Here is a 12,872-nt window from a genome sequence, read left to right as displayed (position 1 = left end):
GGCATCGGCGAACACGCCGATGCCCCTTCGGCGCGTCCGCGATCAGCGGCGGGCGTCGGGGATCAGCGGTTGTCGTCGGCGTTGCCGGCCTTCCACTGTTCCCACGGGATGTTCCAGTCGCCGAGCCCGTCCAGACCGGACAGCGTGCCGCCGACGGTGTTCTTGACGATGGTGATGTCGCCGCGCTTGACGTTGTCGTACACCCACTTGGCGTCGGCCGGGCTCAGATTCAGGCAGCCGTGGCTGGTGTTGACCGAGCCCTGTGCGCCCACCGACCACGGGGCCGAGTGGAAGAAGATGCCGGAGTAGGAGATCCGCGTCGCCCAGTCGATGGGGGTGCGGTAGCCGGCCGGCGAGTTCACCGGGACGCCGTAGGTGGAGGAATCCATGATGATCTTGTCGAACTTGTCGCCGACGATGTAGACGCCGTTGTCGGTGGGTGTGGAGTTCTTGCCCATCGAGGTCGGCATGGTCTTGATCACCTCGCCGTTGCGCTGGACGGTCACCATCTTGGTGTCGTCGTCGGCGGTGAAGACGGTGGCGTCGCCGACGGTGAAGCTGGAGTGGATGTCACTGTCGCCGACCAGGCCGTTGCCGAGATCCCGGCCGTACGCGTTCACCGCGATGTCGACCTTGGTGCCCGGGGCCCAGAAGTTCTGCGGCCGCCAGCGCACCTCGCGATTGTTGACCCAGTAGAAAGCGCCCTCCACCGCGGGCGTGGTAGTGATCTTGATCGCCGCCTGGGCGGCCCTGCGATCCGGAATGTTCTCGTCGAACTGCACGGCCACCGGCTGGCCGATACCGACCACATCGTCCTCCGCCGGCAACAGGTACGGGTGGGTGCGGTTATTGGGCGAGATAGTGGTGAAACTCATAGTCGAATTGGTAGTGCCGCCAAGGCCGATCGCGTCGACACTCAACTTGTAGGTGCGCCCGAACGCCAACTGCTCGGTCAGCCGCCACGAACGGCCGTCCGCCGCCAGCTCACCCGGCACCGGTTTGCCGTCCGGATTGGTCAGTGCCACGGTCGTGAGCCGGCCATCCTCCACCTTCAACGTCAGCTCCCCCGGCGACACCCCTCTGTCGCCGTCCTTCACCGGTGAGATCAGCTTCGGCTTCATGAGCTCGCCGATGGGATTGGAATCGATTGCCACCGTTGAGGATTGACCCTTACCCCCCGACGAGCACCCAACCAACGCCAACGCCAGCACGGACACCACCACCCCGGCACCCAGCAGCCGTCGCCGCCCCCGACCGTCACTCATCACAACCCCGCTTCACATCTCGGTGCACAACCGGCCACCGCACAACTCCCGGCCCCGACCACGCCTGTTCGATCCACCCCGTCCGACCGAGACCCCGCCCTGGCAGTCACGACCACCCCGGCTTCCAACCAAGCGTCCCGCCCACAGGGGCTTCGTCCGAAACATCCGTAATCGCCCCCGCCGCGTTAACAACTCCCCAACCCCTCACAAACCCGCAGCTCAGACACCCGATTTCACTTTCCGCGCTCCACCCTGTTAATGTTCTTCTCGCACCGCAGAGCGGCCCAAGCGAAAGCCCAAGCCCCCTGGGGAGTGACACGCGCCATTAGCTCAATTGGCAGAGCAGCTGACTCTTAATCAGCGGGTTCGGGGTTCGAGTCCCTGATGGCGCACAATGAAAAGAAGCCCTTGACCAGGTAATTCCGGTCAAGGGCTTCTTTTCGTTCTACGGGCTCAGCGGGTCTCGATGTCACGAGTTGTCACAACCGCCCCCAAAGTGGCCGCCGCCTCCGCCAGCGCATCCCGCTGCGAATGGGCGTAGGTCCGCTGGGTGAACCCGGCATCGGTGTGGCCCAACCATTCCGCGATCACGGCGATGGGCACGCGCCGCAGATGCATGAGCGTCCCCGCGGTGTGCCGGCAGTCGTGCAGCCGGATGTGCCGCACTCCCGCCGCCTTGGCCGCCTTGCCCCACAGGTGTGTGATCGTCGAAGGGTGGTACGGCCGTCCCGCTTCATCACAGGCCACGTAGCCGCCCTTGCCATAGGCATCGCCCACCGCCAGCTTCTCGCCGGCCTGCCTGCGATGTGCTCGTCGCAGCACCTCCACCAACTCGTCGTCCATCGGCAAGGTCCGCCGCGACGCCTCGGTCTTGGGAGTGTCCTCCACCACCACGCCGTCGCGCGCATCGGCCCGACCAATCTCCACCGAGAGCGCTTTGGCAGCGAAATCGATATTCCGCCACCGCAATCCGCCGATCTCCGCACGACGCAGGCCCCGAAGAGCCAAGTGCCACAGGTGTTCGTTCCGGTCCTGGGCGATGCTGTCGAGCACCTGCCGCACCTCCTCGGCGGTGAAGGTGTCGTGCTTCCTAGGCCGCCGCGGCACCGCCTTGATCTGATCGGCGACGTTGCGCGCCACCAACTTCCGGTCCATCGCATAATCGAGCACCATGGCGGTGGTGTCCACCGTGCGGTTCAGCGACCGGGGAGCCCACGGCCGGCGGACCCGTCCCTTCTCGGTCAGCGTGCCGCCCTCACGCAGCGCCACCACCAACTCGTCCAGGTGCTTGCGGGTGAGCTTCTGCACCGGGAGCGTGCCGTACCGCTGCTTCACGGGCGCGAGGTCGTATTCGTAGCCGCCCAGGGTGACGCGACGCACCGAGTGCAGACTCTTCAGCCAGTCGCCGATGATCTCGGCTACGGTCACGTCCTTGCGCGGAACGAAGGTGCCCGAGGCCGCCTCGTCCAGGAACTTCGAGAGCGCCTCCCGAGCCTCCTTCTCGGTCTTGAAGCGGCGGCGTATCTGGTGCCGCTTACCGGTCTCCGGATCACGGCCGGCGTCGGCCACGACCTCGTAGCGGACGACCTCCTTCTTGGTGCGCCGATCGGTGACCATCATCTTCGTGATCTGCGGCGGCAGCTGTTGGCGACTCATGCCACGGCCCCGTCCAGCTTCGCGATGTAGTCGGCCACCGCCTGCTCGGTGACGAAGCGCCGGCGACCGATCTTCACCGACCGCAGTTCACCGGAGATGATCAGTTCGTAGTACTTGCTGTGCCCGATCGGAATCCGTTTGCGGACTTCGGATTCGGTGAGTAGCTGCGCCATCTTCTGTTCCTCCGTTCACGCCGCTTGCCCGGTTGCCGAACCATCCGAGGGGTCCGGGTCCGGAGGTTCGGCTGCCAACTGGGCTTTGAGATATTCGGCGCGCCACGCCGTGCGCTTGGCGATCACGGCCATGATCAGGTGTTCGCGCAGCGGGCGTTCCCAGTCACCCGGCTGCACAGGCCGCATCTGCAAACGACTGGTGTCAGGCTTGAGGATGCCGACCTTAGCGAGCAGTTGCCGAACAAACTCGGCACGATCAGCCCGGTGATCCGGCAGGGTCTTGCCGGTCCAGCGGCGCGAAACCAGAACCCGCCGACCGGGCAGACCGAGGGTGGCGCGGCGGTGCGCCTTGCCCTTGCAGTGACCGGGCACAGTCTTGTCGGAGACGCCGCGGGGGACGATGCCGTAGCGCAGCCACACCGGGCACTTCTCCGAGCACGGGGTGAGGGTCAGCTCATGGTGCAGGCGGTCGTAGTGGGCCTGGGTGCGCGGTGAGTCCGTCTCCAGCACCTCGCCGATGGATTTGTGCAGGTACTTGGTGACGTAGCGGATGGTGCGGTTTGCCTCGGTGCCGGCGACGACGCCCTGAATGTGGCGGGGATCGACCTGCGCGCCAAAGCGGATGGTGTGGGCCGGTTCGAACTCGTCCACCTCACCGATCACGTCCAACGCGTCATCGATGGAGGGCAGAGCACGGCCGGTCCGCGGATCGGTGAAAGTAACCCCGTTCCACACCGGCATCCGGTCGTCGTCGTACTCGGGGTGGTCGAAGTGTGGCCACCAGACCTGGTGATAGGTGGCCTCGGTCACCAGCCGGATCAGCTTGCGCGACACCGGGGTTCGCAGAAGCACGTGCAGGTGTGGCGCGCCGCGCTTCTGCGGTTCCACGACCGCGAAGTACTGGATGTCGTAGCCGACCACGCGGCGCAGATTCTGAATCCAGCGATCGAACAGCGCGGAGAAGTGGATGATGTCGCGGGCCGCACGGGTGTAGTCGTAGGTACGAGGGTCACGCGGGGAACCATCGGAGCAGACCTTGCCCTTCTCGTCGCGGGCACCAACGCGGTTGATCGGGCCGTAGGAGGGCAGGGTCAAGGTGATGAACATGCCGGGCAACCACTTGCCGTCCAGCACCTCGCCGATGGTGCGCTTGGTGACCTTGCGACGCGGCAGGTTCGGGGCGTCCTGGCGGCGGCGGGTCGAACGCTGCCGGCGCGGGTTGGCCACGGCATCAGGATCGGGCAGGCGACCGCGCAGGCCGAGCTCGCGCAGTTCCCGGTCCAGGTCGGCGATCACGTCCCGGAACGCGGCGGCGGACTCCTCGTCCCCGTTGTCCTTAGCGGTTCGGTATTCGGCGAGCAGATCCGCGCGGGCAGTGAGCACCTGGACCTGCAAGCCGGACGGGTTCGTGGTCGGGTCCACGGGTTCGTGGTCGAGGTGCCAGCCTTCGGTGCACTGCTGAATGCGCAGGGCGCGAGCAGCTTTCGCGCAGGCCGGGCACGCCGATTCCATGGTGGACTTGCAGGGCGCGCCCTCGTAGGTGGTCTTGCCGGTGTCCGGGTCGAACACGCGCATCGCGATCGGACGCTTGCACACCTCGTACTTCTCGGCGGCGGCCTGGGCAATGTCATGCAGATCCGGCAGAGCGCGCCGAGCAGCAGCATCGGCCCGCGATGGCGGAAGGTCAGAGGTGGGGTCGTCGATGCTCATCAGGCAGCGTCCTTCCGGGTCTTGCGGTGACGGGGCAGCGTCCGCCACGCATCGGCGGGCAGGACGATCGGTTCAGCGAGGGAATCGCCGTGGCGGAACACCAGTTCCACGAGGGCCGGGCCGGCGTCGATTGCGCGGCACTCGACCGCGCCGAAGGCGTGGGCCAGGCGCACGACGCGGGTGTGGTAGTCCTCGGGTGACTGGCCGGGCAGCATCCGCACCCGTGCCCGGTCGAGGTGGTCGCCGATGGTGACCGTGCGCAGCCGCGGGACGTAGAGGGCGTGGGCGTCGCCCTCGGTGAGCCCGCAGGCGGTGAGCATGCGCGCCCAGCGGCGGCGATAGCGGAACCAGCGCAGGAACCGCACCCGTGCCCGATCGATCACCCAGCGGCGGAAAGACTTCGGCGAGGTCGCCAGCCACAGGCCCAGACCGGCGAGCCCGAGCGCGGCCACCGCGGCGCCGGCGGGCCAACCGAGCAGGACACCGGCGGCGAGGGCCGCGCCGATCGGGATAGAGATCATCGGGAACAGCAGCGCCCACCAGAGTGTGACGAACACCGCGGCGAGCAGACCGACGAGGAAATGGCCGAGCGCGGTGAGAACCAGGTCCATGGGATCGAATTCGCCGGCGGGTCGGGCGTGACGGGTGGGTGTCGCGGTCATGGCTGGGTTCCTTCGGTGGGATCGAACAGCGACAGTTGGCCCTCGCAGGTCCAGGTGCGAGGAATGTCCTTGCCCGCGGCTTTGCGCCGGCGCTTGGACTTGGCCACCTGATCGGCGGCGGCCCGGACGATCGGATTCACTTGCGGTGCAGCTGGTTTGCGATCGGAGCCAGTCATGCCGCCCACCCGCCGCCGTCGTAATCCACCGCCAGGCCGAGAGTGTCGTCATCCTCGATGGGGTCGGCGGCAGTGTTCAGCGGGTCGAAGCCCTGGCGTTCAAGCCAGAACCGCAGCGAGATCTGCGTGTCCAAGCCGCGCTCGTAGCGGTAGCGGGCGCTCATGATCGGGTCTCCTGTCCGACCGGAAGGGATAGTTCGGCATAGACGCGGACACCGAGGCCCCGGCGGTTCGGGTGCGGGTGCTCGTCCACTTCGATGCGGAATGCTTTGGACGCCAACAGTTCTGCCAACACCATCGTGATGTCGCCGAGCTGGCCGGACAGGCGGATCTGCACGTGGCCGTTCATGCCGCCGCTCCCGTCTCGTCGAAGCCGTCTTCGTCACCGAGGTCGTCAGGGTCGAAGTCGCTGTAGTCCTCGGTAGGACCGGTGATTTCCGGTGCCGGCGAGTAGGCATCCACGATCCGGTCGGCGGCGTAGTCGCTGACGTAGAAGGCGCGGACCCGCACGAATTCGGCGGTGCCGTCCTCGCCCACATAGCCGACGCCGGGCGTGAGTTCCGAGATCTCGTCGCAGCGGGCGCCGCGGTCCTTCGCGCCTTGGCCGTGGACCATGGCGTTCTGGGTCGGCTCGTCCAGCCGTAGCCCGATCCGGACCGGGAACAACTGACGGTTGGGCATCGTCTCCTTGGACGGGTCCTGCAAGGCCGCAACCACCGTGACCGCGGCGGCGCGACCCTTGGACAGCAGGAGCCCGGTCAGGCGGCGGAATTCCTGCTGCTGGTCGCGGTCGGCGTAGGACGACAGCGACGCGGCCTCGTCGATGATGATCAGGATCAGGGGTTCGTCCAGGGTCGGGACGAGTTTGCGGATTCCTTCGGCGCGCATGCGGGCAAGGCGGTCGTCCATCACCTCGACCGCCTCTTTGAGCATCGCGAGGATGGTGTCGGCATCGGTGGTGAACCGTACGAACAGCCGGCCCTCACCGCGCCCGAACTCCGCACCGCCTTTCGGATCGGCCATCCACACATCCACCAGACCGGCTTTGATCGCCGGGCCAAGGGCGTTGAGGATCGACCAGAGCACCGAGCCCTTCCCGGAGCCGGTCGCGCCGGCGAGCAGGATGTGGCCGTAGAGGATGCGCAGCCGCCACGGCAACCCGTCCTCCCGCACGCCCACGTGGGCCGCTTCCAGGTCCACGCCATCGTGAACGACCGCCGGCGTCATCACCGGGGCGGCGAGGGTGTCGAAGGCCCTCACTTGCAAGCGAATCCGAGCCGGCTCCGGCGAGGTCGCCAGCACCTGCGGAACCATGAGGTAGTGGGCCAGAGCATCGAGCATCTCCGGGTCGGTCCAGGTCTTGGTGGACTGCCCGCACAGCAGCGTCCATTCCACCTCGACGCCGGTCTCGGTGTAGTCCCACCACTCCAGCTGCGGGAAGCCCCGATCCATCGCGCCGAGACCCAGCGTGACGAGCATGGACATGCGCCGGGCATTGTCGGCGAGAACCTCCACCGCCCTGGACAACTCGGCCGGCGCCGCAGCAATCAGCTGTTCGACCTCGGAGGGTTTCGGGCGGCGCAGAATCCAGGCCGTGGACCCGAATGCGGCCAGCGTGGGAACGGCGAGCGGAATGATTGACGTGAACAGGGACATCACGCACCCCCAACAGGTACAGAGATCGGAAGCATGGTTTGCAGTGGGAGCGCGGGCCGCAGCGGCTTTGCCACGGCCGGCGCACGAGCAGGGACGGGAACGGGTTGGGGAGTCGGAGCAGGAACCGGCGACGCTGCCGGTTCGACCGTGTCCACGCTGACCGGGTCCGACTCGGGGAGTGCTTCGACGACCGTCTCAGCCACCGGTGCTGAAACACGGTGTGCCGCACGGAAAAGCAGTGCAAGCCCGTGGGTATCGGCGAGCAAACTTAGCGGCGCGATAGCGGCCACCAAGGCGCAGGCCCACGGGGGAAGCGACTTGCCGGCGGCGACCGCGTGCAGGCTGTTGCCGGCGATCGAGACCATGGCACCGATGACCAGCACCCGCCGGAACCATTGCCGTTCCGGGGAATTCGCCAGCACCAGCGCGCCCACGGTGGCCTCGATGATGGTGCCGTCCACGATCATCGGGAACAGCCACGCATCCGAGGCCGGAATGTGGGCCAGTGTCGCCAGATCCCGCAGGGTGGCGAACGAGAGCCAGAAGGCGGCCATGCCCACGGCCACCGTGGTGGTGACCGCGAACAGGCGGGCCGCGACCATGGCACGGGACTTCTCGGCGATGTCCATCACGCAACCCCCGCCATCCCGTCACTACCGAGTCGAAAGGGGGACTGCTCATCGCGGGTCACCCACCACGGTCGAAGCGATGCAAAACGGTGCACACGCACCCGGAACCGGACTCGGGACAGACGGGCTCGATTCCCGCGGACCGAACGCCAGCAGCAGCGACACCGGCAAGAAGCAGATCGCGGCCAACATCAACATGGCCTGCCACATCACCCGCATGATGCCCATCACGCCACCAACTTCGGGCCGCTGGTCGAATCCTTCAGCGCCACAGCGTGTTCCACCAGCGCGACCGCGAGGTGTTCCATCAGCACCTGGGCGTCCTCCGGCGACAGGCTCAGCGACAGCGAGCTATCGCCGTCCATGTACACCCAGATCTGCGCGGGGACCTCGTCCTCATACTGGTTGTTGCTGCCCCACCGATCCGTGTGCGCCGGCTTGTACTGCACCTTGCGCGGACCGGTCATGAAGCCGCTGGAGCTGAACCACGACATCACGCCACCGCCTCGGAATCGCTGGCGGAACGGCCATTACGACCCGGACGCGACGCCGGGACATCCGCGGGCGGCTGGTTCGAGCCGGAGGTGTCGCCGACGATGCCGGTCGCGCGCAGGCTCCAGCCGATCGACTTGTACTGGCCTTCACCGACGATCCGGGGCTTGACCTGCAAGCCCTCCAGCACGACCGGGGTGTAGCCGGGCATGATCGGCGTCGCCGAGGGAACCGGCTGCACATCCGAGACGAACGTGACATCCAGGGTCTTGCCCCTCGCGCCAGCACCGGTCGGGTCGGCCACCGTGCCCTTCCACAGCCGCTTGCCCGTACCGTTGCCGAAGTCGTCCAGATCGGTCTTCTGCTTCTTCGGCTTGTTGCGGTCCGTACCGAACTCGGTGATCGGCTCGATGCTGCCGATCAGCATCGTCCCCTCCGGGAACACGTCCTCGTACTTCGGCTTGAACCACGCATCTTTGAGAGCCATTGCTCAACTCCTTTGTGTCCATTGGCTTTTCGGATCTCTTGTAAATCCGATCTGCCCAACACACTCAGAGTCGCGCCGACGATGGGGACGCTATAACCCGCGAAAAGGGACACTTAGGGACACCCGCCGGCGTACCATGTCCCTATGGGGAATGAACGGCTCAGGGGGGCAATGGCTTCCGCCGATCTCAGCAAGAACGGGCTCGCGGAGAGACTCCATATCAGCCCGAAAACCGTGGAGCGCTGGCTTACTCAAGATCGCTGCCCACACCCTGGCATCCGGCTGAAGGTCGCCCGGGTTCTCAACTGCGAGGAGACATACCTCTGGCCTGAGTTGCTGGCCGGAGCTCGCGCCTCTGCTGCCTCGCTCTCGGAGATCGTCCAGATCTGGCCGACTCGATCGGAAGTGCCGCACGATGTTTGGCGATCTCTGATGCGTCAGGCGACCGAGAACATCCAGGTACTCGTCTACGCAGGCGGCTTCCTTGTGGAGTCGCTCGACTTCGTAAATGTTGTTCGCGAGAAATCCCAAGCGGGAGCGGAGGTTCGGATTCTCCTAGGGGAAAGCGACTCCGAGAACGTCAGGGCGCGCTCGCGCGAGGAGGGTCTGCCATCGCTTCCTCAGCGTTGCCACTCGACCCTCGAATACCTCTGGGAGACGGCTCATCTCCCTCGGGTCGATATCAGGACGCACCACACGCCGCTGTACAACAGCATCTACCGGTTCGATGATTCAATGCTGGTCAATACCCACAGCTATGGCGCGTATGCAGCCAAGTCGCCTGTGCAACACCTTCAGCAGGTGCAAGGCGGACACCTATTCAACTACTACCTCGACTCATTCGAAGCGGTCTGGTCAACTGCCAGGCCCGCAGTACTCTAAACGGCATGGGCCGACGCATCGATTACCACCAAGATCCGAACGCACCTGCCGCGAACAGCGTCCGGCCAAGTGCCGGCGCTTTCGTACGCCGAGGGGATGAGGTCCTGCTGATTTGCCGATCCGACAATGGCAACTGGTCTATGCCGGGCGGTGCCCATGATCCTGGTGAATCCCTAAGTCGGACCGCAGTCCGGGAGACCCAGGAGGAGACAGGCGTAGATATACGCCTCACTGGACTGGTCGGCATCTTCACCGACCCGACTCACGTCATTCACTACACCAGCAATGACGAGGTTCGCCAAGAGTTCACCATCATCTACCGCGGCGAAGCCGTCGGTGGTGAGCCAACAACCAGCGACGAGAGCACCCATGTCGAATGGGTTCCGGTCCAACAGATTCCGACCTTGACCATGGACCCGAGCCAGCGAAAGCGCGTCGATTGGGCACTCTCCAAGACCGAGCCCTACATCGATCCTGACGCCCGCTGAACGGCTCCCCTCAGGAGCGGTTCGGCCCGGTCGATCGCAGTCCGGACAAGGGTGCCTTCCGGATATCGCACCCGGATGTCCGCCAACCGTTCGTCCAACGTCAGCGTCCCGCCAGTCGGCCCGGTAGTCATGTCCGCCCACCACACGAGGTCGTTCGCCATGCCAATGCCTGGCACCTCTGCTGCCAACGCGAACTGGTCAAGCGCCTCAGCGTCGATTCCCCGGACGTCAGCCTCAACAGTGCTCGCGGAGTGGAAGGCCACCAGGTGGCAGATGATCGGTGAGTATCCCCGCCCCTCCAGCAACTCCGCACCATCCAGCGGATGGAAGCCGGACACTGGGTAGCCATAGCCAACATCGTGCAGATAGGCGGCTGTAACTACCTCGTCGCGGATGTCTTCCGGCACCAGGTGTGCGACCTGTTCGACCTTGCGACCCACCTCGATCGTGTGCGCACGCCGAGACTCGGTCAACGGCGCGAGAAGTTCCGCGAAGGCAGCATCCACGAATCGCCATGCTACGCGCCGTATCCCCGCCAGCACGGACTTCGACGATTGTTGGGCTACGCGTGGATCGAGAACTGTTGTTGCACAACATATTTCAGAACTCCAGTCCACGTCCCCTCCGTATCCACTGCCGAATTCCGCCATACAGGATCAAGAGCGGCGCGCTGACGCGCGCCGCCCCGCGCTACGCCGCACTCCGGGGCGGCTCCGCACGCTCCGCCGCCCCGGAGCGTCGGCGCGTTGCGGCTCCCACCAGCGCGCCACTCATGACACTCCACAGAGCAATCCAGCATTTGCCCGCGTGACCCGCGCCCAGCGATCGAACCCGGCAGCACCATTCCCGGTCTGTGCCAGCCGGATCAGACCGTCGATCCGCCGCAGCCAATGCCGCCGCCGCTACGGCCACGCCGAGCGACCATCACGCCCCGCCATTCCAGCCCGCTCACCACCGTGTCAACCCTCAGTCACAGCCCAGCCCACGGTTCGGAGTCCTTGCCGATGCGGGTCCGGCGACCAGGCGCTGACCGCCGACGCTGCCCCGGCATCCTCCGCCCAGGCCGCCTGCACTCTCCCGAGCAAGGCCACCCCAGCAACCGCCACTCACGCCGCCCTCACCGGCACCGGCCCACTGGTTCTGCTGGCGATCCAACCCACGGCCATCGCCGCCGCCGGCGAACTTCGCGCCGACCTTCCCCGTGCCGCCCGCTCACGGTCCGTGATCATCATCGAGCCGTCCGGCGCTGACGACGGCCGCGGCACCAGCCACACCGATGCCCTCCCGATGGCGGAGCCCGAGCACCGTTCTCCCGATGTCCGGTAGGCCGAGTGCCACCATGGCAGACCCCGCACGGCCACGCCAAGACCAAGCGGTGTCACCGCGGCTACACCTCCCAATCGAGCTACCGCACAAGGCTTTTGGGAGGCGCATCCACGGCGAGCCTTGACGCAACCGCACAGTGCCCACCACAGCGACCCCCGTCCCACCAGACACCGAGAGCCCGGCGCCCGCCCGGACTCCACCACCAGGAGGTCACCGTCATGGCCAGCACCGTGTCCGTCACCATCACCGGCCATCTCGCCGACGATCCCGAACCGCGCACGACCGGCACCGGAAAGTTCGTCACCAACTTCACCGTCATCGCCAACGACCGCGTGTTCGACCGCCAGCAGAACCAGTGGGTCGATGCCGGCAAGACCGTCATGCGCGTCGCCTGCTGGGGCGACCTCGCCCAGGAGACCGCCGACAGCCTGGTCAAAGGCTGCCGAGTCACCGTCACCGGCCACCGCCTGGTCCCCGACGCCTACATCGGCAAGGACTCCAAACCGCACGCTGCCCTGCAACTGACCGCCGACACGGTAGCGATCGACCTGAAATACCAGTTCGCGAAGATCACCCGCCGCGTCCGCAGCAACGGCGGCCCCGGCACCGACGAACCGCCGTTCTGATCCGGCCGACACAGACCGGGCCTGGCACCACCGGGCCCGGTCTCTGACCACCCGCCACACGAACAACTGCCGAATTCCTCTATTACGTATTGAACGATCCCCGGGCCGAGCACCCCGCAATGCCGAGGTGAGGGTGAGTTCCCCGCCTCCTCATAGGCCCAATTGTCTCGCTCCAGGAGACCGCCTCAAGGGCGCTTCGCGTCGGCTACGCCGATGGGCTTCGCCCACCCTTGACCCGGTCTCCTTCCACTGAGGGCGGCCAGTATGAGGAAGCAGGGAGAAGAGAAGTCCCCTAGTTCAGCTCATTCGGAATCCTTGCCCGGCGAGGGCCTGACGAATGTGAAGCTGGTCCGCACCATCCGCAGAGCGGGATACGGCAGGACCTTCACGAACTTCCTGAACGACTTCAGGCCAGCGGTGCCGTGGTCACGGAGAACGCGAACTGCGGTTTGAGTGAGGTAGATCAGCAGTCCGACCGCAAGCACGGCCAGGAATGCAAAGAACACCAAGAAGTACACGATGCACGACACGGTTCACTCCAGGGAACGGAGAATGAACCGGATCGGCTGACCAGGCTTACCGGCTTGTCAGCGAGATTTATGGCTGCCCTAGAAAAGGTCCCCTTCACACCGGGCAGCGCCTCC

17 protein-coding genes and 1 tRNA gene are annotated in these 12,872 nt (G+C 65.9%); 4 read left to right on the top strand and 14 right to left on the bottom strand.

Annotated features, from left to right (window positions below):
- Positions 1-62 precede the first annotated feature (62 nt).
- A complete protein-coding gene (locus ABZV44_RS10545) occupies positions 63-1,265 on the bottom strand; it encodes an Ig-like domain-containing protein (RefSeq protein ID WP_354834306.1) in 1,203 nt (400 codons plus the stop codon).
- 319 nt (positions 1,266-1,584) lie between these two features.
- Here ABZV44_RS10545 and ABZV44_RS10540 point away from each other — a divergent pair.
- Positions 1,585-1,657 (top strand) — tRNA-Lys (locus ABZV44_RS10540).
- A gap of 61 nt (positions 1,658-1,718) precedes the next feature.
- Here ABZV44_RS10540 and ABZV44_RS10535 read toward each other — a convergent pair.
- The 11 genes from ABZV44_RS10535 to ABZV44_RS10485 all read right to left on the bottom strand — a co-directional run bounded on the left by ABZV44_RS10535 (position 1,719) and on the right by ABZV44_RS10485 (position 8,906).
- Positions 1,719-2,921, bottom strand: coding sequence for a tyrosine-type recombinase/integrase (locus ABZV44_RS10535; RefSeq protein ID WP_354834304.1), 1,203 nt, complete (start codon positions 2,919-2,921; stop codon positions 1,719-1,721).
- Complete coding sequence (locus ABZV44_RS10530) at positions 2,918-3,094, bottom strand: excisionase family DNA-binding protein (protein ID WP_354834302.1); 177 nt, start codon at positions 3,092-3,094, stop codon at positions 2,918-2,920. Before ABZV44_RS10530 ends, ABZV44_RS10535 begins: the two co-directional genes overlap by 4 nt.
- Positions 3,095-3,109: 15 nt before the next feature.
- On the bottom strand, positions 3,110-4,804 hold the full coding sequence (locus ABZV44_RS10525) for a replication initiator (RefSeq protein WP_354834300.1): 1,695 nt from the start codon (positions 4,802-4,804) through the stop codon (positions 3,110-3,112).
- Positions 4,804-5,466: a hypothetical protein gene (locus ABZV44_RS10520; protein ID WP_354834297.1), complete on the bottom strand. Its 663-nt coding sequence runs from the start codon at positions 5,464-5,466 to the stop codon at positions 4,804-4,806. The genes ABZV44_RS10525 and ABZV44_RS10520 overlap by 1 nt, the downstream gene beginning before the upstream one ends.
- Positions 5,463-5,642, bottom strand: a complete 180-nt coding sequence (locus tag ABZV44_RS10515; protein ID WP_354834294.1) for a hypothetical protein — start codon at positions 5,640-5,642, stop codon at positions 5,463-5,465. Before ABZV44_RS10515 ends, ABZV44_RS10520 begins: the two co-directional genes overlap by 4 nt.
- A complete protein-coding gene (locus ABZV44_RS10510; RefSeq protein WP_354834292.1) occupies positions 5,639-5,806 on the bottom strand; it encodes a hypothetical protein in 168 nt (55 codons plus the stop codon). Before ABZV44_RS10510 ends, ABZV44_RS10515 begins: the two co-directional genes overlap by 4 nt.
- Positions 5,803-5,991 (bottom strand): hypothetical protein, encoded by a 189-nt coding sequence (locus tag ABZV44_RS10505; protein ID WP_354834289.1) that lies wholly within the window; start codon positions 5,989-5,991, stop codon positions 5,803-5,805. Before ABZV44_RS10505 ends, ABZV44_RS10510 begins: the two co-directional genes overlap by 4 nt.
- Positions 5,988-7,298, bottom strand: a complete 1,311-nt coding sequence (locus ABZV44_RS10500; protein ID WP_354834286.1) for an FtsK/SpoIIIE domain-containing protein — start codon at positions 7,296-7,298, stop codon at positions 5,988-5,990. Before ABZV44_RS10500 ends, ABZV44_RS10505 begins: the two co-directional genes overlap by 4 nt.
- Positions 7,298-7,927, bottom strand: a complete 630-nt coding sequence (locus ABZV44_RS10495; protein ID WP_354834283.1) for a DUF2637 domain-containing protein — start codon at positions 7,925-7,927, stop codon at positions 7,298-7,300. Before ABZV44_RS10495 ends, ABZV44_RS10500 begins: the two co-directional genes overlap by 1 nt.
- 227 nt (positions 7,928-8,154) lie before the next feature.
- Positions 8,155-8,421 carry a hypothetical protein gene (locus ABZV44_RS10490; protein ID WP_354834280.1) on the bottom strand — a complete coding sequence of 89 codons (267 nt, stop codon included), beginning with the start codon at positions 8,419-8,421 and terminating at the stop codon, positions 8,155-8,157.
- A complete protein-coding gene (locus ABZV44_RS10485) occupies positions 8,421-8,906 on the bottom strand; it encodes a hypothetical protein (protein WP_354834277.1) in 486 nt (161 codons plus the stop codon). The genes ABZV44_RS10490 and ABZV44_RS10485 overlap by 1 nt, the downstream gene beginning before the upstream one ends.
- Positions 8,907-9,050: 144 nt before the next feature.
- Here ABZV44_RS10485 and ABZV44_RS10480 point away from each other — a divergent pair, with 144 nt between their 5' ends.
- A complete protein-coding gene (locus ABZV44_RS10480; RefSeq protein ID WP_354834274.1) occupies positions 9,051-9,788 on the top strand; it encodes a helix-turn-helix transcriptional regulator in 738 nt (245 codons plus the stop codon).
- A 5-nt stretch (positions 9,789-9,793) separates the two neighbouring features.
- Complete coding sequence (locus ABZV44_RS10475) at positions 9,794-10,276, top strand: NUDIX domain-containing protein (protein ID WP_354834271.1); 483 nt, start codon at positions 9,794-9,796, stop codon at positions 10,274-10,276.
- Here ABZV44_RS10475 and ABZV44_RS10470 read toward each other — a convergent pair.
- Positions 10,252-10,782, bottom strand: a complete 531-nt coding sequence (locus ABZV44_RS10470; protein ID WP_354834268.1) for an HD domain-containing protein — start codon at positions 10,780-10,782, stop codon at positions 10,252-10,254. The two genes, ABZV44_RS10475 and ABZV44_RS10470, sit on opposite strands and share 25 nt — an antisense overlap.
- A gap of 1,038 nt (positions 10,783-11,820) precedes the next feature.
- Here ABZV44_RS10470 and ABZV44_RS10465 point away from each other — a divergent pair.
- On the top strand, positions 11,821-12,228 hold the full coding sequence (locus ABZV44_RS10465) for a single-stranded DNA-binding protein (protein WP_354834265.1): 408 nt from the start codon (positions 11,821-11,823) through the stop codon (positions 12,226-12,228).
- Between the two features lie 302 nt (positions 12,229-12,530).
- On the opposite strand, the gene ABZV44_RS10460 is transcribed toward ABZV44_RS10465, so the two are convergent.
- On the bottom strand, positions 12,531-12,758 hold the full coding sequence (locus tag ABZV44_RS10460; protein WP_354834262.1) for a hypothetical protein: 228 nt from the start codon (positions 12,756-12,758) through the stop codon (positions 12,531-12,533).
- Positions 12,759-12,872: the final 114 nt, after the last annotated feature.

The sequence above is a fragment of the Nocardia sp. NPDC004860 genome, assembly GCF_040609015.1.
GTDB lineage: Bacteria > Actinomycetota > Actinomycetes > Mycobacteriales > Mycobacteriaceae > Nocardia.
Note: the sequence above shows the minus strand (reverse complement) of the source record. Positions and strands in the feature narration are given on the sequence as shown.